This window comes from Shewanella vaxholmensis, from assembly GCF_031932135.1.
Classification (GTDB): Bacteria; Pseudomonadota; Gammaproteobacteria; order Enterobacterales; family Shewanellaceae; genus Shewanella; species Shewanella hafniensis.
The window spans coordinates 12,305-35,960 of sequence record NZ_JAUOEV010000002.1 but is presented as its reverse complement, the minus strand read 5'-3'; the positions used below and the strand labels follow the sequence as shown (position 1 = coordinate 35,960).

At 46.2% G+C, this 23,656-nt stretch carries 25 protein-coding genes; 9 read left to right on the top strand and 16 right to left on the bottom strand.

Features of this window, described 5'->3' with window-relative positions; all coding sequences use genetic code 11:
- Positions 1-88: 88 nt before the first annotated feature.
- Both Q4Q46_RS02250 and purT read right to left on the bottom strand, forming a co-directional pair.
- Positions 89-1,813 (bottom strand): RluA family pseudouridine synthase, encoded by a 1,725-nt coding sequence (locus Q4Q46_RS02250; protein ID WP_311905100.1) that lies wholly within the window; start codon positions 1,811-1,813, stop codon positions 89-91.
- A gap of 303 nt (positions 1,814-2,116) precedes the next feature.
- Entirely contained in the window at positions 2,117-3,292 is a 1,176-nt protein-coding gene (purT, locus tag Q4Q46_RS02245) for a formate-dependent phosphoribosylglycinamide formyltransferase (protein WP_071940202.1), read from the bottom strand.
- 266 nt (positions 3,293-3,558) lie between these two features.
- Here purT and Q4Q46_RS02240 point away from each other — a divergent pair, with 266 nt between their 5' ends.
- The 4 genes from Q4Q46_RS02240 to Q4Q46_RS02225 all read left to right on the top strand — a co-directional run bounded on the left by Q4Q46_RS02240 (position 3,559) and on the right by Q4Q46_RS02225 (position 7,495).
- Positions 3,559-3,939, top strand: a complete 381-nt coding sequence (locus Q4Q46_RS02240) for a DUF3302 domain-containing protein (protein ID WP_106651780.1) — start codon at positions 3,559-3,561, stop codon at positions 3,937-3,939.
- A gap of 1 nt (position 3,940) precedes the next feature.
- Positions 3,941-5,086, top strand: a complete 1,146-nt coding sequence (locus Q4Q46_RS02235) for an HlyD family secretion protein (protein ID WP_311898946.1) — start codon at positions 3,941-3,943, stop codon at positions 5,084-5,086.
- 126 nt (positions 5,087-5,212) lie between these two features.
- Positions 5,213-6,724 carry an AAA family ATPase gene (locus Q4Q46_RS02230; protein WP_311898945.1) on the top strand — a complete coding sequence of 504 codons (1,512 nt, stop codon included), beginning with the start codon at positions 5,213-5,215 and terminating at the stop codon, positions 6,722-6,724.
- Between the two features lie 135 nt (positions 6,725-6,859).
- Positions 6,860-7,495 carry a DUF2625 family protein gene (locus Q4Q46_RS02225; protein WP_311889509.1) on the top strand — a complete coding sequence of 212 codons (636 nt, stop codon included), beginning with the start codon at positions 6,860-6,862 and terminating at the stop codon, positions 7,493-7,495.
- A gap of 352 nt (positions 7,496-7,847) precedes the next feature.
- Here Q4Q46_RS02225 and Q4Q46_RS02220 read toward each other — a convergent pair whose 3' ends face one another.
- From Q4Q46_RS02220 to cysP, 4 genes are all read right to left on the bottom strand, one after another.
- Positions 7,848-8,978 carry a sulfate/molybdate ABC transporter ATP-binding protein gene (locus tag Q4Q46_RS02220; protein ID WP_311905099.1) on the bottom strand — a complete coding sequence of 377 codons (1,131 nt, stop codon included), beginning with the start codon at positions 8,976-8,978 and terminating at the stop codon, positions 7,848-7,850.
- Positions 8,975-9,841 carry a sulfate ABC transporter permease subunit CysW gene (cysW, locus tag Q4Q46_RS02215; RefSeq protein WP_011846041.1) on the bottom strand — a complete coding sequence of 289 codons (867 nt, stop codon included), beginning with the start codon at positions 9,839-9,841 and terminating at the stop codon, positions 8,975-8,977. The genes Q4Q46_RS02220 and cysW overlap by 4 nt, the downstream gene beginning before the upstream one ends.
- A 9-nt stretch (positions 9,842-9,850) precedes the next feature.
- Positions 9,851-10,696, bottom strand: coding sequence for a sulfate/thiosulfate ABC transporter permease CysT (gene cysT / locus Q4Q46_RS02210; protein ID WP_012088487.1), 846 nt, complete (start codon positions 10,694-10,696; stop codon positions 9,851-9,853).
- A gap of 195 nt (positions 10,697-10,891) precedes the next feature.
- On the bottom strand, positions 10,892-11,899 hold the full coding sequence (gene cysP, locus Q4Q46_RS02205) for a thiosulfate ABC transporter substrate-binding protein CysP (protein ID WP_311898942.1): 1,008 nt from the start codon (positions 11,897-11,899) through the stop codon (positions 10,892-10,894).
- Positions 11,900-12,110: 211 nt separating this feature from the next.
- Between cysP and cysM the strand changes: the two genes are divergently transcribed.
- On the top strand, positions 12,111-12,989 hold the full coding sequence (gene cysM, locus Q4Q46_RS02200) for a cysteine synthase CysM (protein WP_443020122.1): 879 nt from the start codon (positions 12,111-12,113) through the stop codon (positions 12,987-12,989).
- 92 nt (positions 12,990-13,081) lie between these two features.
- Here cysM and Q4Q46_RS02195 read toward each other — a convergent pair whose 3' ends face one another.
- Positions 13,082-13,618, bottom strand: coding sequence for a DUF4136 domain-containing protein (locus tag Q4Q46_RS02195; protein WP_226059253.1), 537 nt, complete (start codon positions 13,616-13,618; stop codon positions 13,082-13,084).
- 205 nt (positions 13,619-13,823) lie between these two features.
- Between Q4Q46_RS02195 and Q4Q46_RS02190 the strand changes: the two genes are divergently transcribed.
- Positions 13,824-14,129, top strand: a complete 306-nt coding sequence (locus tag Q4Q46_RS02190) for a DUF1289 domain-containing protein (RefSeq protein WP_011846045.1) — start codon at positions 13,824-13,826, stop codon at positions 14,127-14,129.
- Positions 14,130-14,253: 124 nt separating this feature from the next.
- Here the strand turns inward: Q4Q46_RS02190 and Q4Q46_RS02185 are convergent, their stop codons facing one another.
- The 5 genes from Q4Q46_RS02185 to Q4Q46_RS02165 form a co-directional block, all read right to left on the bottom strand.
- Entirely contained in the window at positions 14,254-15,522 is a 1,269-nt protein-coding gene (locus tag Q4Q46_RS02185; protein WP_311905098.1) for an ATP-binding protein, read from the bottom strand.
- Positions 15,523-15,533: 11 nt separating this feature from the next.
- Positions 15,534-16,247: a response regulator gene (locus tag Q4Q46_RS02180; protein ID WP_006080570.1), complete on the bottom strand. Its 714-nt coding sequence runs from the start codon at positions 16,245-16,247 to the stop codon at positions 15,534-15,536.
- The gene (locus Q4Q46_RS02175) at positions 16,247-16,657 is read right to left on the bottom strand and encodes a DUF3019 domain-containing protein (RefSeq protein WP_259515166.1); all 411 of its coding nucleotides are present in this window, start codon (positions 16,655-16,657) and stop codon (positions 16,247-16,249) included. The genes Q4Q46_RS02180 and Q4Q46_RS02175 overlap by 1 nt, the downstream gene beginning before the upstream one ends.
- Positions 16,658-16,662: 5 nt before the next feature.
- Positions 16,663-17,526, bottom strand: a complete 864-nt coding sequence (locus Q4Q46_RS02170) for a MipA/OmpV family protein (RefSeq protein ID WP_259515165.1) — start codon at positions 17,524-17,526, stop codon at positions 16,663-16,665.
- A 364-nt stretch (positions 17,527-17,890) separates the two neighbouring features.
- Positions 17,891-18,127, bottom strand: coding sequence for a hypothetical protein (locus Q4Q46_RS02165; protein ID WP_006080575.1), 237 nt, complete (start codon positions 18,125-18,127; stop codon positions 17,891-17,893).
- 779 nt (positions 18,128-18,906) lie between these two features.
- On the opposite strand from Q4Q46_RS02165, the gene Q4Q46_RS02160 reads away from it, so the two are divergent.
- Positions 18,907-19,470, top strand: coding sequence for an acetate uptake transporter (locus Q4Q46_RS02160; protein ID WP_006080576.1), 564 nt, complete (start codon positions 18,907-18,909; stop codon positions 19,468-19,470).
- A gap of 72 nt (positions 19,471-19,542) precedes the next feature.
- Here Q4Q46_RS02160 and Q4Q46_RS02155 read toward each other — a convergent pair whose 3' ends face one another.
- Positions 19,543-20,013, bottom strand: a complete 471-nt coding sequence (locus Q4Q46_RS02155; RefSeq protein ID WP_259505018.1) for a YcxB family protein — start codon at positions 20,011-20,013, stop codon at positions 19,543-19,545.
- Between the two features lie 297 nt (positions 20,014-20,310).
- Between Q4Q46_RS02155 and Q4Q46_RS02150 the strand changes: the two genes are divergently transcribed.
- Positions 20,311-20,649: a TehB family protein gene (locus Q4Q46_RS02150; protein ID WP_311905097.1), complete on the top strand. Its 339-nt coding sequence runs from the start codon at positions 20,311-20,313 to the stop codon at positions 20,647-20,649.
- Between the two features lie 104 nt (positions 20,650-20,753).
- Here the strand turns inward: Q4Q46_RS02150 and Q4Q46_RS02145 are convergent, their stop codons facing one another.
- The gene (locus Q4Q46_RS02145; RefSeq protein WP_006080581.1) at positions 20,754-21,170 is read right to left on the bottom strand and encodes a VOC family protein; all 417 of its coding nucleotides are present in this window, start codon (positions 21,168-21,170) and stop codon (positions 20,754-20,756) included.
- Positions 21,171-21,226: 56 nt separating this feature from the next.
- Positions 21,227-21,841 carry an NADPH-dependent FMN reductase gene (locus Q4Q46_RS02140; protein ID WP_259541921.1) on the bottom strand — a complete coding sequence of 205 codons (615 nt, stop codon included), beginning with the start codon at positions 21,839-21,841 and terminating at the stop codon, positions 21,227-21,229.
- Positions 21,842-21,988: 147 nt separating this feature from the next.
- Between Q4Q46_RS02140 and Q4Q46_RS02135 the strand changes: the two genes are divergently transcribed.
- On the top strand, positions 21,989-22,612 hold the full coding sequence (locus Q4Q46_RS02135; RefSeq protein ID WP_006080584.1) for a helix-turn-helix transcriptional regulator: 624 nt from the start codon (positions 21,989-21,991) through the stop codon (positions 22,610-22,612).
- A 105-nt stretch (positions 22,613-22,717) separates the two neighbouring features.
- Here the strand turns inward: Q4Q46_RS02135 and Q4Q46_RS02130 are convergent, their stop codons facing one another.
- The gene (locus Q4Q46_RS02130; protein WP_107946727.1) at positions 22,718-23,644 is read right to left on the bottom strand and encodes a tetratricopeptide repeat protein; all 927 of its coding nucleotides are present in this window, start codon (positions 23,642-23,644) and stop codon (positions 22,718-22,720) included.
- Positions 23,645-23,656 lie beyond the last annotated feature (12 nt).

The window sequence follows — 23,656 nt, the reverse complement described above, 5'->3', positions numbered from 1 at the left end:
CGCTTTTACATCGCGGTCAAACTTCTGATAATGCCCCTAAGCTTGGTTCTTCCTTGGGTGCCTTGCTAATCAATATAGAACTCAGGTCTCAAAAATCAGGATCGACCTGAAAGCGCATCCGCTCACGGGTAACGGGATGCTGAAGCATCAATAAATCCGCATGCAGATGCAGGCGATTGGCGCGAGTGCCGTAGAGGTCGTCACCGACAATCGGTGTATTTAGCCCCTCTGAGTGGGCGCAGTGAACCCTGAGTTGATGGGTTCTGCCTGTTTTTGGATGCAGATACACGCGGGCTGTACGCGCCATTTCATCAAGTTGGCTCAATTCCCAATGGGTTTCGGCAGTTTTACCAAACTCGTGGCAAACGAGTTGTCTCGGTCTATCGTCTAAATCGCCACGCAAGGGTAAAGAGATGTGACCCGTCGCCTGCTTATTTGCCATTACCGCAGGAATTCCCGCCAAAAGTGCCACATAACGTTTAGTCACAGTGCGCTGGATAAATTGTTTTTGCAGCTGTTTATGGGCATCTTTTGTCAGCGCGATCACCATTAATCCCGAGGTCGACATATCGAGCCTGTGGACGATAAGCGGCCCTGTGGCATGGGGGAAGGTTTGGCGGATACGCGAATACACTGAGTCTTCAATTTCTTTGCCGGGCACGGATAAAAACTCGGCGGGTTTATTCACAATCGCCATCGCATCGTCTTGGTAGAGGATGGCTAAGGTTTTGCCTTCGGCAGGGTTGGTCAGCAGAGGGTTTTCATCGACCACGAGTCCTTCGAGCATATGTCCTAGAATAGGCTGGCATTTTCGCAGGCAGGCGGGATAAAACTGCTTATGCTGGCGAATTTCTGATTTTGGCGGTGCGCCCCACCAAAACTCGGCAATCGCTAATGGCTTAAGGTCATGTTTAAAGGCGTAATGTAACAACTTAGGGGCAGCACATTCTCCCGAGCCTGCGGGCGGGGTTAACTCAACCGTGCCATTAAATATACCGTTAAGGCTCTTTTCTGTGCCTTTAATATTCAAAAACCGATACTGTTCAAATAACTTTTGCTGCAGCGCCGCCGAGAGCCGTTTGCGCTGTTGTCGTAACGTCTCGCGCTCATCTGTTAGTTGGCTTAGCGCTTGGCTGATGGCATGGATACGTTCATCCCAATAGCGTTTAATATCTCTTAACTGATTCTTTTCATTGATGCTTTCTTGGCTGAGCTTGGCTTCAGTTATTGCGTTTTCACGCAAGGTCTCATCAGTCGGATTGGGAGCCAATTGGGCTGCGAGTTGATTGCGCTGCGCCTTGCGCGATTGGCGGCCATCGATCATCACTTGTCTGTGGGCAGCAAGTTTGGCTTGCGCTTGAGCTTGTTCAGTTTCTAGCTCGGTTGATAGCCTCGGAATGTCGGGATGGTTTTCTACTGTAAGTAGCTGCTCGTTAATTTGATTGATTTGCAGGTTTTCGGCGTGGAAAAAATTGTCCTTAGCCAGCATATCAAACACAGGAGGAACGAAGCGCGGCCAATGGTTTTGTTCAGCCAACTTACCCGAAAATGCCGATAAATAGCCCACTTCGCCCTGTGGGTTTTGCACCAGCAATACGCCGAACATCTTGCCAATGGCGCCAGTTAACTCACCCGTGAGGCCAAAGTTATGTTGCCAGTCATGCTGAGTCTCAAGGTGGTGTTGTAATTCGTTGGCTGCAAGCACGCACAGCGGATGTGGTTCGTAATAGAAAGGAAAGGTAAAACGCTGCGGCAGGGCATAGGCATCAATGGCTTGTGTGAAAGAGGTAAAGCAAGAAGGCTGAAGCTGCATATGGATTTCTACTACTATTGGTTTCTATTACTGATGAGTTTTAGGCGACGTTCGAATTAAGTTACAGACTTAAAAATCAATAGCCTGAATAAAGAGTTAGGTCAAAAGACTTGCTTTGCTTGCAAAGTAAGGCCATAAGACAAGGGCGCTAGTTTACTCTGTCGGTTTGGGTGGGTCACTTTTTATTGGTAAAGGTTCTTGATGTTGTACTGTGTGCATTGAAAAAGGGAAATGGCGTTGGAGCGCATTTCCCTTAGATTTGTCGTTTGGTGCTTGAAGCCAATTTAAAACCGATAAAACAGTTTAAAAGATGACCTTCACTTTACTGGCGCTATCGAGTGCTTTGCTGACTGCGCTGTCGATATCGATATCACGGGCAAGCGCGACGCCTAAGCGGCGGCGGCCATCAATATCGGGTTTGGCAAATATTCTCAGCTGAGTGTTGACCGCCTCTAATGCAGCGGCAATGCCTTGATAGCGGATATTACTCGAGGTGCCTTCTGCCAAAATCACTGCAGAGGCGCTTGGCCCATGCTGATGGATATTGGGGATTGGCAGACCCAGAATGGCTCTAACATGTAGGGCAAATTCTGATAAATCTTGGCTAATGAGTGTGACTAAGCCTGTGTCATGTGGCCTTGGTGAGACCTCAGAGAAATACACTTCATGGCCTTTAACAAACAGCTCAACGCCAAATAATCCATAACCGCCAAGGGCTTCGACGACTTTGCTCGCAATCGCTTGGGATTTTGCTAGGACTTCATCGGACATGGCTTGTGGCTGCCATGACTCACGGTAATCGCCATCTTCTTGTCTGTGGCCAATTGGGGCACAAAAATGAATGCCATTGACTGCGCTGATTGTTAACAGGGTGATTTCATAATCGAAGGGAATAAAGCCTTCCACTATCACGCGCCCGCCGCCGGCGCGGCCACCTTCTTGGGCGTATTGCCACGCTTTATGGCTGAGGGCGATATCGCGAATAACGCTCTGACCTTTGCCTGATGAGCTCATGACTGGCTTAACCACGCAGGGCACGCCTATTTCACTAATCGCTTGATTAAATTCGGTTTCAGTATCACAGAAAAAATACGGAGAAGTCGGTAAACCTAAGGTCTCAGCGGCGAGGCGACGAATCCCTTCTCTGTCCATAGTGAGCTTAGTTGCCCGTGCAGTGGGGATGATATTTACCCCTTCGGCTTCCATGTCCACTAAGGTTTGGGTGGCGATGGCTTCAATCTCTGGGATGACTAAGTGCGGTTTTTCTAACTCGATAACCGCACGTAGGGCGTTTGCATCGAGCATATTGATCACATGGGAGCGATGCGCGACTTGCATGGCGGGGGCGTTGGCGTAACGGTCAACGCCAATCACTTCAACGCCTAAGCGTTGCAGTTCAATGGCCACTTCTTTGCCAAGTTCACCGCAGCCGAGCAACATGGCGCGTCGTGCGCCCTCAGTGTAGGGAGTGCCTATCATGTGTGATTCCTTTATTCGCAGTTGTAGGGATTGCGTCATGGCGCGCAATTTAGCCATGAGTTTAACGCGAACGGCACATTAGAGCATGATGTAAATAAACAAGTGTGCTTTAGATCACTGGGTTTGGTGTTAACACGATTCAATTTGACTTGGCTGGAAGTGATTGTTTTTTGTTGTTCTATAATGTTGTTTAGTTGTTAATTTTAGCCTTGAGATATTCAACTGTGTTTGTTTGATTAGTGATCATGATGATTGAGGGGATTCAAATGTTTTTAGATTACTTTGCGTTAGGGATTTTATTTTTTGTGGTTGTCGTTATTTTTTATGGTGTGATTGCTATCCATGATATTCCATACGAAATTGCCAAAAAGCGTAATCACCCACAGCAAGATGCGCTGCATATTGCTGGGTGGGTGAGTTTATTTACGTTACATGCTATTTGGCCATTTTTATGGATCTGGGCCACCTTATATCGAGAAGATCGTGGCTGGGGATTTGGTACTGTGATGAAACGAGAACAGGCGTTAGAGGAGGATGTGGGCACTTTACGTCAGACGGTAATAGCGTTACAAGCGAGACTTGAGCAATTAGAACAAGCAAGCGCCGCTGTTGAAGAGCCGAATACTACCAATAAAGTCGAGGTCTAAAATGGATCTATTGCTGATACTGACCTATGCCGCCATCTGTATTGTTATTTTTAAAGTGTTTAAAATCCCGCTGACTAAATGGACTGTGCCTACTGCCGTTTTGGGGGGCGTGGTGCTCATTGGTGCCTTAATACTGCTAATGAACTATAACCATCCTTATTCACGTTTTGCTCGGGAATATTTTGTCACCATTCCTATTACCCCTGCGGTAAAAGGGTTAGTGACTCGTGTTGAAGTGCAGCCAAATACTCCTGTTAAACAAGGAGATGTACTTTTCCGAATTGATCCCACCCCCTTTGAGGCCGTAGTAAAGCGTAAGCGTGCCGCGTTAGTCGCTGCCGAGTTAGAAGTGCCACAGCTCGCCGCCGCATTGGAATCGGCTAAAGCTAATGTTGAGCGAGTCAATGCTGATAAAGATCGCAATAAATCCGCCTATGAACGCTATGAAAGCGGTCATCGAAAAGGAGGCGCTAATTCTCCCTTTACCGCATTGGAATTGGATAATAAACGCCAACTGTATCTTGCTTCTGAAGCGCAGTTAACTGCTGCTAGATCAGAAGAGTTACGGATGAGGCTTGCCTATGAGTCTAATATTGATGGCGTTAATACTAAAGTGGCTGGCTTGCAGGGAGATTTAGCGAGCGCACTCTATGATTTAGAACAGACCATAGTACGGGCACCCGCTGATGGTATCGTCACCCAAATGGCGCTCCGTCCAGGGGCTATGGCTGTGCCTTTACCGTTAAGGCCCGTGATGAGTTTTATCCCTGATGAGCAACGTTATTTTGCCGGAGCCTTTTGGCAGAATTCTCTACTGCGCCTGAAAGAGGGCGACGAGGCCGAAATTATTCTCGATGCCGCGCCAGGGAAAGTGTTTAAAGGCAAAGTGGCGAAAGTGCTACCTGCAATGGCTGAAGGTGAAATCCAAATGGGTGGTGTATTAGCGTCCTCCAGTCGTCTGTTTCAAAATGGTCGAGTGGTTGTTTTGATTGATATCGATGACGACGCTATTCGTAAAGAGTTCCCTGCTGGAGTGTCAGGCCAAGTGGCTATTTACACTGAACACTTTCACCATGTGGCTGTAATGCGTAAGGTATTACTCAGGATGCAAGGCTGGTTGAATTACTTATTTTTTGATGGACATTAGTGCCTAAACCGTTAAATCTTGTTTGTTGAGCACTTTGTTCAGTTCAGTGTAAAGGTTGATGTAAAGTCCAGTTCGCTGGACTTTTTTGTGGCAATTTTTAGGTTAGTTAAAAGGGATGTGAACGACATGCAAGATATTCGCGATTTAACCTCAGTGCTGCGCTCCAATACGCCAATCGTAGTGATTGAAACCTATGAAGAATATCGCGTGGTCGAGTTACTTAAACGGGTCGCCAGTGTGCTTTATCAACCTGTGTTTACTTGGAGCATTACCCAAGGTTTAGCACGGGTCGATAAACCTATGGCGGCGCAAAAGTTTAATAGCGAACCCACAGATTTGCTTGGGCAAATTAAATCAACCTCGCAGCAGGGGATTTATGTACTGTGCGACTTTCATCCCTTTGTGATTGATGCGCCAAAAAATGTCCGTTTACTCAAAGAAATCGCCCTCGAGTACGAGACACTGCAACACACATTAGTGCTGGTGAGCCATGCCTTTGATATCCCACCCGAAATCAAACGTTATTGCGCCTATTTTCAATTAACCTTACCAAGCACAGTGCAATTGCAAAACCTGATCTACCTTGAGGTCGATAAAATTCGTCACCAAGGCACGCCGTTATTGGTCGATGATACCGCTGTGGTCAAATTGGCGGAGAATCTACGGGGCGTGACTTTAGACGATGCCCGCCGTCTGGTGCGCAAAGCCATAGTCGATGATGGCGCTATTACCTTGTCAGATATCGATGCCATCAATAAAGCCAAGTTTCAGTTACTCGACTTAAACGGTGTGCTGCAATTTGAATACGACACCAGTGATTTTTCGCAGATCGCCGGGCTGCATAATCTAAAAAAATGGCTCAAGCAACGTGTACCTATCGCGGCTGTCAGCACCCTTCGCCAAGCCGATAAGCCGACTTCTGTTCAACACACTAAGGCGCTCGATGCGCCCAAGGGGATTTTGCTGCTGGGTGTGCAGGGCAGTGGTAAGAGCCTCGCGGCTAAGGCGGTTGCGGGCGTTTGGCAACGACCTTTGCTCAGACTCGATATGGCAGCCCTATATAACAAATACATAGGTGAAACTGAGAAGAATCTACGGCATGCACTGGAGCTTGCTGACATGATGTCGCCCTGCGTGCTTTGGATAGATGAAATTGAAAAAGGCTTAAGCGGCAGTAGCAGCGATGAGGGCACATCGACGCGGATACTCGGCACCTTACTCACTTGGATGGCGGAGCGTAAATCTGAAGTGTTTGTGGTGGCGACCGCCAATGACATTCAAGCTCTGCCGCCAGAATTGATGCGAAAGGGCAGGATGGATGAAATCTTCTTTGTCGATTTACCCGACGAAGCTATACGCAAAGCCATCTTCTTAATCCACTGTCAGCGCCGTGGAATCGATGTGGCGAGCTTAGATCTCGCTCAATTATCGGCCCGCAGCCAAGGATTTTCCGGCGCCGAAATCGAACAAGCTGTAATTGCAGCTATGTATACCGCAAGAAGCGTTGAGCGCAGTGTTGATCAAGTGCTATTACTTGAAGAACTCAGCAAAACACGGCCTTTATCTGTGGTCATGAGCGATAAAATCAATGCGCTTAGGCAATGGGCCGCAGGTCGAACTGTGAATGCCCATGAGTAAGATTTTTGCTTGGTACCATGGGTGCTAACTAGCATTTTTAAACGCTATATTGGCTTAGTTATTTTCGACATTCCCAAGGTACTGTTATGAATGATGAGTCGTTTTAATGGATATTAGTGATACAAGGATAAGAGATTGAAAAGTGTATATGAACTGATTGATATCGAAGACTCTGGCATAAAAGTAGTCAATGAAATGGTTGCTGGTGCAGAGCATTGTGTAGAAATACTGCCGCCTTCAAAGGATCGGGTTGAAGTACTTGAATCCCTTCAGATATCGACTCGTTCGGTATTAGGGGCTATTGCCTACGAAACCGGTGGGATTTTGATCGACAATGGATGGATTCGATTTTTCGGCTCTGGACATGAAAGATTGTCTAGAAACCTTACTGATTGGGATAGAAGTGCACATTATCTGTTAGTGGCGAATGACGTAGTTGGTGGATTTTTTGCTATCAACGGCGGCGGGTTAGGCGCAGATGTTGGAAATATATACTATTGGTCGCCAGATTCAATTCATTGGGAAGGGTTAGAAATCGGGTTCACAGATTTTTTTCAATGGTCAGTTACAAAGAGAATCAATGAGTTTTATGCGAGTTTAGGTAAAGAGCGCTTTCAAAAAAACTATTCACAGATAGCTACAGATAAATGCCTGAGCTTTTATCCATTTTTATGGGCGAAAGAAGGTTCTATTGAAATAAGTAGCGTGAAAGTGGTGTCAGTTGATGAAATGTATAGGTTGAAATTGGAATTATTAACCTCGGTTAGTTAATTCGTTTACCCGCTGATTTTATGAGTACTTTTGCAACAATTATTTGTTATAAACATCTAATGTGTTGATTACTAGATATAAATTTGCTTATCAGCTCTATTGATTCAACATGGATGGGCTGTATATGCCATCCATAATTAACTTCGGAGGGGACAGCGCCAAGATCTAGCTGACGGTTTTGGCTGTATCTTGGGTTTTCTCGTTACCGCTTGCATCAAAAATCAAAGCAGTCGCTATCACACCAAATGAATGCTTTGCTTTTTGTGTCGACAATATCTCTCTGAATGGTTTGAATTTTGGCGGTATCACTGCCCAGTGATACCGCTAATATTGCTGATTTCAACCTTGATGATTAGATATCAAAGGCGAGACTGCCCGGAGTCAGGAATGGCCAACTTAGACGCGTCGGTGAACTCTCACCCTGCGCACCAAAGAAGTAAGCTGTTCTTGGGGTAGCGTAAACTACACTGCCTTTTTGCAACCCGAGTTCCTGCAGATTATGGTGGGTGAATTTGGCTTCCCACAGTTCTTCGCTATGCCAGCCGTGTGGGGCTAATTCCAGTCTTACTTCGGCGCCAATGGGGGTCATGGCGACAATATTGAACGGCAAATTGGCCTGACTATTGGGCTTATTTGACAGCGCTAATTCGTGACTGCGTACATAGAGAACACCATCTTGCTGCAGTGCTGGCTGTTCTGGAGGTGTTAAAAATGCTTGACCATTTTCCCAACGTTTTTGTTGCCAACTGGCTTCAAAGACATTGACGTTACCAAGAAAATCAAACACAAAGCGACTATTGGGGTGTGAGTATAGCTCAGCAGGTGTATTAATCTGCTCTATATGACCATTGCTCATCACTACCACTCTATCTGAGAGCTCAAGCGCCTCATCCTGATCGTGGGTCACAAACACGCTGGTGAATTTCAATTCATCATGCAGGCTGCGTAGCCAGCGGCGTAGTTCTTTACGCACTTTAGCATCTAAGGCGCCAAAGGGTTCATCCAGTAGCAAGACTTCTGGTTGGGTCGCCAGTGCGCGGGCCAATGCAATGCGCTGTTTTTGTCCTCCCGAGAGTTGTTCAGGATAGCGCTGTGCGAGGTGGCCTAGTTGTACTGTTTCTAGCAGTTGTGTCACTCGCTTATGAATTTCTGCCGCCGAAGGCCTTTGTTTTTTCGGCATGACTTCGAGTCCAAAGGCGACGTTATCGGCGACCGTCATATGGCGAAACAGCGCGTAGTTTTGAAACACAAAACCCACGCGTCTTTCACGCACATGCACTTGAGTGACATCTCGGTTGCCGAATTGAATTTGGCCGCTATCGGCTCCCTCGAGCCCAGCAATAATCCGCAATAACGTGGTTTTACCTGAACCAGATGGTCCCAGCAGACCAATCATTTCCCCTTCTTGAATATCAAGATCCAGCGGGGAAAGCGCCTGAAACTTGCCAAATTTCTTGGAAATATTAGTAAGACGAATACTCATAGTTGGCTCTGCTCTTTATTGTCATTGGCGGATAAACTGCGTTGTTGTCGCCATTCAACGACGGCTTTTAGCATTAGGGTAACTAGTGCAATCAGGGCGAGTAATGACGCGCTCGCAAAGGCGGCTTCGGCCTGATAATCTTCATACAATAATTGCACATGTAAGGGTAAGGTATTGGTTTCGCCGCGAATGTTGCCAGACACGACAGCAACGGCACCAAATTCGCCCACGGCTCTGGCATTGGTGAGGATCACACCGTAAATCAGTGCCCACTTGATATTAGGGAGTGTCACTCTGCGGAAGAGTTGCCACCATGAGGCACCGAGGATCACTGCGGCTTCTTCTTCCGATGCGCCCTGTTGTTGCATCAATGGAATGAGTTCTCTGGCGACAAAGGGACATGTGACAAAAATGGTGACTAACAGTATTCCCGGCCAAGCAAACATGATCTGCAGATCGTGCTCATAGAGCCATTCGCCCAGCCAACCACTGTTGCCATAGAGTAGCAAATAGAGCAAACCTGCGACGACAGGGGATACCGCAAACGGAATATCAATTAGCGTGATTAATAACTTGCGACCGGGGTATTCAAACCGAGTTACGCTCCACGCCAGCATGATCCCGAACACTAAATTGATGGGGACGGTGAGCGCCGCAACCATCAGCGTCAAACCTATCGCATGCAGCGAATCTGGCTGAGTTAAGTGACCAATATAACGCTCCCAACCTCCGACAAACGCTTGCTGAAAAATACTCACCAGCGGCAATAGCAACAATAGCAAGCCTAAGAACACCGCGAGGGTAATCAGGCTCCACTTGATAAGAGGTGCTTCACCGACTCTTAAGGGCTTAAATGAGTTCATGTTTGCTCCTTATCGTCCATGAATGCGGCGCAGATAACGCGCCTGCCACAGGTTTATTAGCAGTAATAGCAGTAGTGAGGTCATCAGCACCACAGAGGCAATGGCACTGGCGCCGGCAAAATCAAACTCCTGCAGGCGGACAAAGATCATTAACGATGTGATTTCACTGATATAGGGCATGTTGCCCGCGATAAATATAACGGCACCAAACTCACCTAGGCTACGGGTAAAAGACAGTGCCGTCCCGACCATCAAGGCTGGCCACAATGACGGCAAAATGATCCGCCAGAATACCGCGCGATCCGAGGCGCCAAGGGTCATGCCCGCTTCTTCTTCATCGTGGGATAATTCTTCGAGAACCGGTTGTACGGTACGCACCACAAAGGGAATACTGGTGAAAATCATCGCGACCACTATGCCCAGCGGGGTGTAGGCGACTTTTATACCCAGTTCTGCCAATACACTACCGATTTGGCCGTTTTCCGCATACAGGGTCGCTAAGGTGATGCCTGCAACGGCTGTCGGCAACGCAAAGGGCAAATCTACCAATGCATCTAAGATGCGTTTGCCGGGGAATTCATAACGTACTAGCACCCATGCGAGTAACAATCCGAAAAGGCAGTTAAATAGCGATGCCGCGAGCGCCGATAGTATGGTGACTCGGTAACTCGCCAGCACCCGAGGATCTGTGATGACGCCCCAGTATTCGGACAAGCTCATTGAACTGGTCTGCATAATCAGCCCAGTGGTTGGCAATAATAAAATCAGGCTGACAAACAGTAGGGACACACCTAAGCTGATGGTAAAACCTGGAAGAACCCGCTTATGGCGTAAACGCCCGTTATTAAAAATCACAGAATAATCACCCGGTCAGGTTAATTGAGTTAATCCAATACGCTGTATTTGCCGTCAGCGATCGGCTGTCTGAGTTAAAGACTATTGAATTCGTCTTCGCTGCTTGAAAATCATCACTCGTCAATGCGCTAAAATTGCTTAACCCGGGACTGAGCCCGGGTTGCAATGTTAACCTTTTATAGCATCAAGCTGAAATTAGCGCTTGAGTAACTCATCGAGTTTTGCACCGTTAGCAAACTGCGTTTTCATGGCATTATCCCAACCACCGATGATTTGCTCAACAGTCAGTAGGTCAACCGTAGGAAACTGCTTAGCGAACTCTGCCTGAACCTTTTCGTTGTGTACACGATAGTTGAAGCTGGCCAATAGTCGTTGTGATTCTTCGCTGTAGAGATAATTCAAATACTCAGTCGCTAGCTCCTGTGTGCCGTTGCGCTTAGCATTTTTCTCTACCACTGCGACGGGAAACTCAGCCAGAATCGATGTTTTTGGTACAATAACTTGGTAATCGTCCGCACCATACTGCTGGCGGATGTTGTTCACTTCCGATTCAAACGTAATCAGCACATCACCGATACCGCGTTCTACAAATGAGGTAGTTGCACCACGACCGCCAGTATCAAACACGGCTACGTTGGCGAGGAATTTTTTCAGGAATTGATCCAGTGAAGCCTGATTATCTTTACCAAAGCTTTTTTGGGCATAACCTAATGCGGCTAAATAGGTGTAGCGCGCATTACCAGAGGTTTTAGGGTTAGGGAAGACCAGTTTAACGTCATCTCTTGCTAAATCGCCCCAGTCGCTGATCTGTTTTGGGTTACCTTTGCGTACCAAAAATGCGATGGTGGAATAGTAAGGTGAACTGGCGTTAGGCAGTAATTGTTGCCAATTTTCTGGGATCAATTTACCGCGGTCATGGAGTACCTGTACGTCTGTCACTTGGTTAAACGTCACCACATCTGCTGGCAATCCTTGCAGAATTGAGCGTGCCTGTGCCGATGATCCAGCATGGGATTGTTTAATCTCGACGGTTTTACCTGTTTTCTCTTGCCAATGTTTGGCGAAAACGGGGTTGTAGGCACTGAATAATTCCCGCGCGATATCGTAAGAAGAATTCAGCAGGGTTTGATCTGCGGCAGCCACATTGAGTGACGTTCCCAGAAAGAGCGTTCCCAGTAGGGCCTTTATCACTTTTATTTGCATTTGCTACTCCTTGAACTGGCAACTTTGTCAGCGTTATGACATATAGAGTAGTTGAAGTAATTATTTATAAGAAGTCAGTTAAATAGAACTTTTTTGAATAAGTATGAGCGATTTATTGTATGCCATAGATCATTTTCACTGTGTTTGTGCATGCTAACCCACTTAGAATAGGCTAACGCTTAGTTGTTTTATCAAGTAAAGGATAATCATAGTGTCTGACTTTCCGACAATTGAAGCCTGTATCGGGCAAACTCCGCTGGTTCGCTTGCAGCGGCTTAACTGTGGCACCTCCACTGTACTGTTAAAGTTGGAAGGTAATAACCCAGCGGGTTCAGTGAAGGATCGTGCAGCACTCAATATGATCATTCAGGCCGAACTGCGTCAAGAGATCCGCCCGGGTGATACGCTCATCGAGGCGACAAGTGGCAATACTGGGATTGCGCTAGCGATGGCGGCGGCGATCAAAGGCTACAAGATGATCCTGATTATGCCCGAAAATTCGACCCAAGAGCGTAAGGATGCGATGCAAGCTTATGGCGCAGAACTCATGCTGGTGGATAACATGGAGACGGCGCGGGATTTGGCACTGCAGTTACAAACCGAAGGTAAAGGCAAGGTGCTGGATCAGTTTAATAACCAAGATAACGCGAATGCGCACTTCCTCACCACAGGTCCGGAAATCTGGCAACAGAGTCAAGGTAAAATCACTCACTTTGTCTCTAGCATGGGGACAACTGGCACCATAATGGGCGTGTCTAAATACCTTAAAAGCTGTAATCCTGACATCACGATTGTTGGCCTTCAGCCCGCCGATGGCAGTAGCATTCCGGGGATCCGCCGTTGGCCGCAGGCCTACTTGCCGGGAATTTTCGATGCATCCCGTGTAGATTTAGTCATGGATGTTGAAGAGCAAGATGCAAAAGCCATGGCGAGAGCCTTAGCGCGAGAAGAAGGGATTTGTGCCGGCGTTAGCTCTGGCGGTGCTGTGTATGCTGCGCTGGAGATAGCGAGACAATATCCAGATTCAGTGGTCGTGGCGATTGTTTGTGATAGGGGCGATCGTTACCTTTCATCAGGGCTTTTTTCCTGAGTCCAAGATATTTCGCCTAAGTTATTTGACGACAAGCATTCTTCATTAATAAAAATGGGCGGAATTCGCCCATTTTTATTGACTCTTCATGATCATTTTTTTGGTGGGAACTGCGCCAAAATCCGACTGACGGCTTTGGCGGTATCTTGGGCTTTCTCATTGCCGCCTGCATCGAAATCATAACTGTCGCTACCACGCCAAATGAGCGCTTTGGTTTTTGGGTCGACAATATCTATCTGAATAGTTTGAATTTTAGCGGTATCACTGCCCAGTGGTACCCCAACACTAGTACCTATTCCTATCCCACCTGAACGGCCGAATGTGCCTGTACCTAATCCAATCGATAGCCCTGAATCCTTAGGTTTATCTTGGGTCAGTAGGGCGTAGGCGACGTTAAAGTCGGGGGCTTGGGTATTTTCGACAAAGCCTTTTTGAGCCAACTGGTTGTTGATTTCTACTTGAATACGCTGGGCGCTGAGCGGGTCGTCCGTAGGCTGTGGTGTTAGCTGGGTAAAGCTGTGCAGTGTGCTGAAGTCGTAATTGAGATCGTAATCGTTTTTCGGTTTACTGCTACAAGCGCTTAATAAGGCAACGGCGACGAGTAGACTGGCAAAGTGACGGTATCCCATGATAGTGCTCCAAGTTGTACAAACTCTGTTCAATGTGCCTTGATTAAGGTTGTTTCTGCAAGTACTTTAGATAAGTGTGTTGTATTTGAATCGCTTTAAATGCCATTCGGCAGCTTCGTTTTGGGCACGGGTCGTTTAACCATGATTCATCTGAGCATGCTTCATTTGAGAACGGCTCATTTTGACAGAGGAATAGCGGCGGGTTATGGAACAGTTAGCCTTTTTTGATATCCCCAGTCCCTGTATCGGTGTGTGTGCCACCGATGCGCGTGGTTACTGTAATGGTTGCCTGCGAAGCCGTGACGAAAGATTCAATTGGTTAACGTTTTCAGATGCGCAAAAGTACGATGTCATTCGGCTGTGCACTCAACGAAAACGCCGTCGCCAGTTGGCGATGATGAAAGCAAGGCAAGCGCAAATTGAGCAAGAAAGGGCGGCGTTAAATCCGCAGTTGAATTTTGAGCCTGAGCCCGAAGCCGATCTGGATTTTGGTGGCTTCGAGCTAGACTAATATTTTGAATTGCAAGTTAAATGGGCCAGTTAAATAGTCTTGTTTAACTGACCAGTTTTACTGGCTTGTAGAATTAGCGGGTTAGATGAATAACAGATCCGCAGCCGTTTAATCCCTATCCCTATTACAGCTTGCGCTTCTTCGGCCAGATTAAATTAAATCGGGTATGTTGCTCATCGCTGGTGACGCTCACATTCCCCTGGTGTCGCTGCATAATCCGTTTGATGATCGCAAGTCCCAAACCATGCCCTTTATTGCCATTTTGCACCGATTGGCTGCGATAAAAAGGCTCGAACACTTTGGGTAAATCCACCGCAGGGATAGGTTCACCGTCGTTACTCACACTTAAATTCACCCTGTGCTGCGTCTGCTTAACCTCAATAATGATTTCAGTGCGGGCAAAGCGTTGGGCGTTGGTCAGTAAATTTTGCAGCGCACGTTCAATCAATGCCGGCTCTCCAAACAAGGGCAGTTTTTCGACTTCTGTCTTTAAGGAAATAGGCGTTGGACTTAAGGTTTCTAGGCGCTTAATGCTTTGATTGATGAGATTAATTAGATCGTATTCATCCAACTGGATACCTTCTCGCTGGGACTCTAAGCTGGCGTAGGTCAGCAGTTCTTGGAGTAAGTCTTCCATTTCTTTGATATCGAGCTGCATCTCATCGAGAAAATCTTGGCGCTTTTGTTCGTCCGAATCGGGCTGACAATACATGGGCATGAGTGCAAGGGCGAATTTGAGTCTTGCCAGCGGCGTGCGGATCTCATGGGAGACCGCATTAGACAGGTGTTTCTGGTTCTCAATCAAGGCGCTGATATGCCGCGCCATTTCGTTAAAGGTATTGGCTAAGGGTTTAACTTGAGAGCGATTTGATAGGGTAATCCGAGTGTTCCATTTGGCTTCGCCAAACTCTTTGGTAGCTTTACGCAGTATGCTCAAATCCCGAGAAAGCGGGCCAACCCAGATCAGCGCGACCAGGGCGAGTGATAAATAGAAGAACAGGGTGAACAGGCTGCGAAGGTTGGCTCTAGGATCTATGTCCAGCGGCCCCGCCATTAAGACTTGATCGCCGACTCGGATAAATTGCAGCAGGTTATCGTCATTGGTCGTGGTGGTGAACACAGTTCTGGTACTGAGGGCTTGATTGTCAGCCAGCGCGACTTGATCGGCACTGAGCAATTGCAACGGCATCACAGGATTAGCTGGGATCGCCTCCAGATACCTTTGGCGGGTATCGGGAGGCAGTTCCGCTAACAATTGCGCCAAGGCCACTAATGGCGCATCGAGGGCGTTATTGTCATCCACATTTTTCTGCCACAGGCTGTCGAGTGTCCAGCCAATCCCAAGCACGCTGAGACTGAGTAGCAGATATAAACTGATAAAGAGACGTTTCACTGTATTTGTGCTTAGTTATTCCAAGCTTCAGGAGCAAAGAGATAACCTTGTCCCCAAACGGTTTTAATTCTGAACGGTGTCTCAATATTATCGTTGAGTTTTTTACGTAATCTAGAGATCCGCACGTCAATTTTTCGATCTTTACCATCGAAATCAATATTGAGTAACAACTGATAAATATACTGACGGCTGAGCACTTGGCCCGCTTGCGAGGCCAGTAACCACAGCAATTCGAATTCATGGCTGGTGAGATCGATTTCAGTTTCATTAAGACGAATCGCATGGGTATGCGGGTCGATACTCAATTTACCGAAGGTTAGACAGTGTGATTCTGCCTGTGGTGGCTGATTCTGACGGCGAAGTAAGTTGTTGATCCGCGCGACTAACAGGGCTGGATCGACAGGCTTAACCACATAGTCATCGGCACCGAGTTCTAAGCCTTTGATTTGATCTTCGCTTGAGCCAAGTGCGCTCATCAATAGGATTGGGCCGGCAAAATAGTCGGGCAGTTTCTCACACAGGGTGAGGCCATCCATGCCCGGCAGCATAATGTCTAACAGTATGATATCTGGCTTGTAATTGATTAATCGCGTTAATACTGTGTCGCCACGGCGTTCAACTTCAACATGCATACCATGGGATTTTAGGTAATCTACAATCAAGTTTGCTAGGCGAACGTCGTCTTCAACCAATAATACTCTGTGGTTCGATTGTGGGCTTGTCATTAAAATAAACTCCAAGGGTTGCGGTAACGTCTGCGAACCTGAGGTTGTGATGCAGAAGTGATTTTAAGTTTGGCACCAGCCAAAGTTTGGTTACTGTCTTTACTCACCATGACAAATTGAATATCCGTCATAGTGTGGATTTTCATGCTTAACGTATGGGTTGAAACTGAATCACTGCACCATTTTGGATAGGCGGCATTGTCGGACAAAATACAGATAAGCTCATCTTTGGCGAGCTCCCACTGCAGTTCAATATAGACGTCGCAGGCCTGAGTTTCTGAACTGGTAATACAAATTTCGGGTGTGAGTTTAAGTGACGAGTCGCGAGTTTTAGCTTGAGCAGTACTTGGGCCCATCAAGCCGAGGCTTAGACCAAGAAAGCAAAGCAAGCTTAACTGAGGCAGCGTCACTAACGTTAGAACCTATAGGCTGCGCCGATAAAGTAGGTGCTGCTATAGTCTTGGTCTAACAAGGGACTGGCGGCAATCTCATCGGCAATTAGAGTGTAACGAACTGCCAAGAGTAGATCCCAATTGTCAGTTAATATATAACGGGCCGTCATTTCCGCACCTTTATCCCAACCTGATTTTGCTTGATATTGTTCACTCCAATAGGCGTTTTCACTCGGTCTAACGCCATAATAATAATCGACCACTGCTTGGCTCTTCCAATCAAACACCAGTGCGAATTCAAAAATGAAACGATCGTAATCCCAGCCATAGGTCCATTTTATTTGTGCTTCTGAACCTTGATGAACATTAAACATATCATGGGTGTACGCCAATCGAATAATGCCGAGTCGGGTATAGATGAATGCTTCGGCACCGCCAAGTAGGGTGAAGTTCCGCGTCTCTAAAGAATTAAATTCACGTTCGGGCTCTGTCGACAAAGACATACTCGTTATGGCTTTGGCTTCGACTTGTGTGCCGCGGTTTAAAAAGATATTCGATGGGTCCCATCGATAGAAATAGGCTCTATCTAAGCTATAACTGGTGACGAGATTGAACGTGAAGCTTTCTTGCTCGGCTAAGGTGTAGCCTAAATTACCATTATCGAAGAACCAGTGTTCGCCGTAATAGGCCACTGTGGGGATAAAGAACAGTGGAATATCGTCAAAATCCTTGAGTGGATTGCTTTTTTGTCCCCAGCCAATGGCGACGCCGAGATCCCAGTTGTTCATCTCAATGCATTGATTTTCTGATGCGCAGATTTCTTTCGCCATTCCGACAGAAGGCAAAATACTTAAACTTGTAATGAGGATAAAAAGGATGCGATACATGATTTAACGATTAAGGGCTGAGGTTAATAATACAGGAAAATAGATTAGCATTTTATGCCCAATTCAACAGTGGTTTCATTCGCAGGGATGCAAAATGATACAGCTATCAATTAAATAGTAAATTTGTAGATCGCACAATACCTTGATAGTCATGCTAAAAGCCTATTTTGGTGGCTTTCATACGGTTAATTGTGGATGTTAAATTTTGTATTCGATACGTTTCGTCTGTAACTGAAATGATATTAATTGTGAGCTGAATAGCTGTGTTACTTGAAAATAATAATGCCATTCGCACAAGTGAATGGCATTGAATGAAGCTGAAGAACGCGCTTTTGTGGTATTAACGTTGGGATTAGAATGAAGATTAATTAACCTCAGTAACCGACTTGTAGCCCATTTCTGTCAGCTGATCGTTTACACAATCAAGCACATATTGTTTTAGCTCTGCATTTTCGACTTGATCTTCAGAGGCCATCTGCTGGCACACTTCTTTCAGCTGAGCGATATCGGCTGCGGGCGCAGGCGGTAAAGATGAGTCGTCAGCAAGGGTCGTGAAGCTTACTAATGCCAACAGGGTGAAAACAGCTGATAACTTATTCATTTTATTTCCTTTAGTTATGTATTGTTAACTACAGATTAAGAAGCATTCTCTTAATACCACTGCGCCAACATCTGCAATTTATCACTGCTATTCTGTTTTAGATATAAATAATTTTTACCTTTTGGGGTTAAGGTTTTTTAGCTTGTTTTCCCTTGATTCGCTTCAAGTAAATGACCAGCCTAAGTGCAGAGCCATTGACTTCGATTTAGCCATTCTCCCAACAGATGAACCTGTTGAGTTTGGCTTTAGCGCGAAGGGCTTTGTGCAAAGGTTATGTGCAGAGTGAGTCGTGCTTAACTCCTGCATTAGCTTCGTAGGCTAAAATAGGCTAAATCTGGCATTCCAGAGTTGTTTTTTTCAAAAGTGCCACTTACATCACCTTAACCACTGATTTGCGATTAAGTGCAGTATTCTTGCTGTTTTAGCCCTAATTCTGATTAAGGTTTTAAGGGCGCTTAATACTAATCTATGCGGAAGTTATAAAAATTCACATAAAATGCGATGTGACGCAGGTTGTAGCCGATTTTATTTCTAGAAGATTGAATTGAAAAGAATTAATTCCCAATCAAACTTACGACTCTATTTATTTTTAATGTTTTTTATTTTAAGTGTATGTTTTTATTTGGTATTTATTGCTGCTTATTCATTTTTAATGATTTCGTTGCCAAGGTTGTGGCTATCCTCTAGAATGCGCGGCTCTCGCAGGTGCGCGAACATAAGGTTGACGGTTAATGCCGTTGATTTTTATTGAATTATTGATTTTTCTCTAGGGGAACTCTGTGTCTACAAAACTGGCTAATCCAGCACCATTAGGTTTAATGGGCTTTGGTATGACAACGATTTTGTTAAACATTCATAACGCGGGATATTTCCCTATTGATTCTATGATTTTAGCCATGGGGATTTTTTACGGCGGCATTGGTCAAGTGATTGTGGGTATTATGTGTTTTATGCGCGGCGATACTTTCGGTACGACGGCATTTACCTCTTACGGTTTGTTTTGGTTAACATTAGTAGGATTAATCTTAATGCCTAATGCGGGCATTGCGGCGAGTCCAACGTATTTTATGGGCTGGTATTTAACGCTTTGGGGCATATTCACCGCATTTATGTTTGTTGGTTCTTTGCGTTATCCACGAGCTAAGCAGTTTGTATTTGCTTCTTTGACGCTCTTATTTTTCCTGCTGGCTGCGCGTGATTTTACGGGTAGCGCCTTGATTGGCACGATTGCTGGCTTTGAAGGGATCATCTGCGGTGCGAGTGCGATTTATTTTGCGATGGCGCAGGTGCTCAATAATGAGTATGGCCGCACGATTTTACCGGTTGGTGAATTGAAAAAGTAACGATTCAGCGATGGATAGTAGTGAAAAAGGCTGATGCAGATCAGCCTTTTTTATGGGTGTTTTTTAGCGGGACTAGATTTTAGTTTTAATATAGGCCGCAGCCGCATCATCTAAGCTACGCGAGGATACATAACTCGTGCCTGCCTTGTGGGTGATCAAGAAACCTTTTTCAGTTTCTTTAATCCGGTAAATGTCGGTCCATAAAATTTGGCTGGTTACTGACATAGATTGAGTGTGAATCCCTTGCTCATCAATGGTGAGCGTGACCTCATTGCTAGCCGCTTTACTCATCATTTGACGCATCAACCACCATGCCTTGTGATACTTCACATTGAGCGCCTCGATAACGCCGAGTCCAACGAAGAAGTAAGCTAAATACAGGCTAATGTCGGCGAAGATCAGCGCGATACCTATCAGGGCCAACCCTATGGCTTTGTAGTAAGGTTTGAGCGTGGGATCAGGCACGACAGATTGGGTATAGCACTCATCGAAATGGGCTTTATCTAAAATATAGGTCGTTGAGTAAGAATAGGGCGTCGGCATAATGTCATCTACTTTAGGTGCAGCTTAATGCGGGCTAGTGTAGCGATTACAGTGATAAAAGTAACTAAAGTCACTAATTCATAAAGCCACTAATGCATAAAGTCGCTAATGTCTAAAGTGCTAAGGTCGCTAGCGTGAGTATAGGTAAGTGCGGCGTCGCGTCCTAGGCCAATGTTGGGATGATCTCTTCGATAAAGCTAACACTGGGAGTTGGACAGAAATGCTGCAACGGCTATATTAGTCTTGTCGTCAGCGTTATTCGATCCCCATGAGTTCCTCAAGGAGTGCGAAAGCATAATGGCCTTAGTCCCTAAAGATTTTGTTAATTACAAATCAACGCCGGTTTTCAGCCGTGACAACGTCCCTAAAATGTTGTTGCACATGCACAATACTAAGGCTGGTGTGTATGGGCAGCTCCAAGTGCTAACGGGCAGCTTAAAGTTCTATGGCTATACAGGCAGCAGGGGCGAGTTAGATAAAGAAATCATCATTCGCGCCAGTGAAACAGCTATTTCTCATCCCGAGTATTGGCACAAAGTGGAGCTACTGACTGAAGATACCCAGTTCAGACTCCACTTTTATGCACATAAGGATTCGGCTATAGTGGCGCAGCAGCAATCCGGGCGAAGTGAATAGTGTCTAGTTCCTAACATCTAGCACCTAACATCTAGCAACTAACACTCCGTTCAATTCGCGCGGTTCGCGGCTGTAGTTGGCCACTTTTTTAATAACGACTTACGCTAATAGCGATTTCGCTCCGCCGGAATATCAGTTAAATACTCGACAAATTCCACTTCAAAACCATGGGCGTCAAAGAAGTAAATATTGCGTCGATAGGGATCTTCCATGCCATCTTTGGCAATAGGGAAGCCTGCTTGGGTCAATCTTGCTATCACAGCATCTAAGTTGTCGGTCACAAAGGCAAAATGCGCCAGTCCAATTTGATGGCCAGTTAAATCTCGGTTTTCTCCCTCACCATTATCACTAAAAGCAATGTATTGATAATCATCGCCAAAATGAATCCAATTGCGAGGTTTGCCGTACCAAGTGCCCTTATCGCCACCGCGTACACGCCAGTGGGGAAAAGCCGCTTGATAAAAGCGCAGTGCTGCGGGGATGTCGTCTACGACTAAGTTGATATGCTCTAAATGAATCATAATGCGTTCCTTGTAATGATTTTAGTCTGTTGCTGGTGGTTAAAATCTCAAGCCGCTTACATACCGTAACAGTATTCCTGCTGCTTTGGGTACGCTTGTCCGGCATGTTGTTGACGAATGGGCGCTAATGCTTGGGCGTATTGATGCAGCATATACAAGCTGTATTGCACTCTTTCCCTGAGTGCGATATCCCGGGCACCCTCGGGAATGGCATTGAGTACATGGCTGACATTGCGGATGATCAAGTGATCGGGAATGGGCACTAATTTGTTGTTTTTGAGTGCATTCATCTTCACTTCAACGATGGGATAGGTACCGCCAATCCCGTTCGATACTGAGATTAATAGTGCTGGTTTATGGGCGGTTTCTTCGCGAGTACACATCAATAAAAAGTTCTTCAGTAGTGGCGATGCCATGCCGCCCCATTCAGGGGTGATAAGCACCAGCGCATCGGCTTCATCGACGCTTCGTTCTATTTCTGGCCAGTGCTCCCCCTTGTTGTCTTCCTCTCCATCCCAAAACGGCAGGTTAAATTGGCATAACTCTAAGTGATGTATGCTGGCGTAACCCATAGCATGGGGAGATGAGAAACTGCTTTCTGCAATGTAGCGACCGACTTTAGCACTTTGGGAGTCGGGTCTTTGGCTGGTGCTGATGATGAGTAACTTCATTAAGTAAACCTATTTGTTTATAAATTATTTATAAGGTAATGACTTTATTTAATCTTGTAAAGGATAAAGTAAATAAAAAAGTTTATTTAATCTGTTAAAGCGGTACTGGATCGGAGATAATGCGCTGGCTACCATCGGAGAGTTCAGATGAAAACCACTGATAAGATTATTCAATTGCTCAAGTTACATGGCCCGCTTACTGCTAAAACCTTAGCGGAGGAATTAGCGTTAACGACGATGGGCGTGCGTCAACATCTTCAGGCATTGGAAGACGCAGGCGATGTGGACATCGAAGATAGAGTTGAAGGTCGTGGTCGCCCAACGCGTTACTGGAGATTAACTGAACAAAGCCGCAGTCATTTTGCCGATCGTCATGAGGAATTGACGGTACAGCTAATTGATTCGGTGAAAATGATCTTTGGTGACCAAGGCTTAGATAAGCTTATCGACCACAGGGAGCAAAGTGCGTTAGTTCAGTATCGTGCCGCTATGGAAGGGGCGACAGATATTCCGACACGTTTGGCCATCCTTGCGAAATTACGTTCGAACGAAGGTTATATGGCGACGATGGAACAGGTAGATGGCGTGTATTTTTTACTCGAAAATCATTGTCCTATCTGCGCCGCCGCTACTAAGTGTTTAAACTTTTGCCGCTCAGAGTTACAACTTTTCCAGCAGTTATTCGCTGATATCGCGGTGGTGAGTCGCGAAGAACATATCATCGAAGGTGCACGCCGCTGTGCATATAAGATTGAGGCTATTCCTCACTAGTGGGACTTAAGCCGCTCATTTATGGCGCTTTACCTATGGGGTAAAACGCCACTGAGCGCCAACGCCATATATCAAGCGTTAGTGCGGAGCTTAGAACTTAGTCGCTTAGGGCTTTTCAGGTTCGTGATAGGCCAATAAGGTTTCGAAACGAGCATGTCCTTTAAGTTGTGAGAAATCCGCCTCATCTAAGGCCAGTTCCTTGAAGGATGCGCTGTTATGAATGGCGCGCTCTAAATCAGAAATCGCTCTATCTTCAACCCCTAAGCACGCAAAGGCACAAGCTCTTTGATAAAAAGCGTGGGCGTTAGTCGGGTCAACTTCCAGAACGCGATTACACAGGCTTTGTGCCCAGTTAAATTCACGCATTTCCATTGCGGCGTCGGCCTTGTAGGTCAGGGCTTCTAAATCCCCTGGTCGAATTGTGAGAATCTCATCATAGACTTCAATCTTTTGCTCTGGCGTTTGCGCACTTTGCGCCCGTAGCCAGAGGTTATGGATCTCATTGATGATCTCAATCTCGCGATTATTGTCCGTGATAGTACGGCTCTTACGCTTGAGTTCTTGCTCAAGTACTTTGAACTTTTCTTCGTATTGTTCGGCAATACTCTGCAGCTGGTTAGCAGCCAGTTTGGCGGTGTGCGTTTTGATTTCTCGCAGGGATTGCCAACCGATAAAGGCGACTAACGAGGCGACACCCGCGATGATGTAGAAGAAGTAAGTCACAGTGACATTGGCGTAATTCATCGATTTGTCAGCTACGGCGAGTTCGCGATCGGTGATGTCGATGGTGAGACGACGCTCGAGATCCTGTTGATCGTGTCTGAGGGATTTGAGTTCATCTAGGACGTAACGCTCGACCAGCGGTTTATCATGGATAGCGGAGGGGCGAGCCGCTTCAGGAGGATTGACTGCATCGCTCGCTTGGGCGAAAAAAGAGCTCGCAAGTGTCACTAAAAACAAGGCTAAAAATAGCAGGTTCGAACGTATTAAAACGGGACTTGCGGATAAGTTTTTGATGCGGTAACCACTCACAGTAAGATGAAT

Coding starts and splice junctions, on each gene's coding strand:
- Q4Q46_RS02250 (WP_311905100.1), bottom strand. CDS start 1,813: ATGCAGCTTCAGCCTTCTTGCTTTACCTCTTTCACACAAGCCATTGAT.
- purT (WP_071940202.1), bottom strand. CDS start 3,292: ATGATAGGCACTCCCTACACTGAGGGCGCACGACGCGCCATGTTGCTC.
- Q4Q46_RS02240 (WP_106651780.1), top strand. CDS start 3,559: ATGTTTTTAGATTACTTTGCGTTAGGGATTTTATTTTTTGTGGTTGTC.
- Q4Q46_RS02235 (WP_311898946.1), top strand. CDS start 3,941: ATGGATCTATTGCTGATACTGACCTATGCCGCCATCTGTATTGTTATT.
- Q4Q46_RS02230 (WP_311898945.1), top strand. CDS start 5,213: ATGCAAGATATTCGCGATTTAACCTCAGTGCTGCGCTCCAATACGCCA.
- Q4Q46_RS02220 (WP_311905099.1), bottom strand. CDS start 8,978: ATGAGTATTCGTCTTACTAATATTTCCAAGAAATTTGGCAAGTTTCAG.
- cysW (WP_011846041.1), bottom strand. CDS start 9,841: ATGAACTCATTTAAGCCCTTAAGAGTCGGTGAAGCACCTCTTATCAAG.
- cysP (WP_311898942.1), bottom strand. CDS start 11,899: ATGCAAATAAAAGTGATAAAGGCCCTACTGGGAACGCTCTTTCTGGGA.
- Q4Q46_RS02195 (WP_226059253.1), bottom strand. CDS start 13,618: ATGGGATACCGTCACTTTGCCAGTCTACTCGTCGCCGTTGCCTTATTA.
- Q4Q46_RS02190 (WP_011846045.1), top strand. CDS start 13,824: ATGGAACAGTTAGCCTTTTTTGATATCCCCAGTCCCTGTATCGGTGTG.
- Q4Q46_RS02180 (WP_006080570.1), bottom strand. CDS start 16,247: ATGACAAGCCCACAATCGAACCACAGAGTATTATTGGTTGAAGACGAC.
- Q4Q46_RS02170 (WP_259515165.1), bottom strand. CDS start 17,526: ATGTATCGCATCCTTTTTATCCTCATTACAAGTTTAAGTATTTTGCCT.
- Q4Q46_RS02165 (WP_006080575.1), bottom strand. CDS start 18,127: ATGAATAAGTTATCAGCTGTTTTCACCCTGTTGGCATTAGTAAGCTTC.
- Q4Q46_RS02155 (WP_259505018.1), bottom strand. CDS start 20,013: ATGCCGACGCCCTATTCTTACTCAACGACCTATATTTTAGATAAAGCC.
- Q4Q46_RS02150 (WP_311905097.1), top strand. CDS start 20,311: ATGGCCTTAGTCCCTAAAGATTTTGTTAATTACAAATCAACGCCGGTT.
- Q4Q46_RS02145 (WP_006080581.1), bottom strand. CDS start 21,170: ATGATTCATTTAGAGCATATCAACTTAGTCGTAGACGACATCCCCGCA.
- Q4Q46_RS02140 (WP_259541921.1), bottom strand. CDS start 21,841: ATGAAGTTACTCATCATCAGCACCAGCCAAAGACCCGACTCCCAAAGT.
- Q4Q46_RS02135 (WP_006080584.1), top strand. CDS start 21,989: ATGAAAACCACTGATAAGATTATTCAATTGCTCAAGTTACATGGCCCG.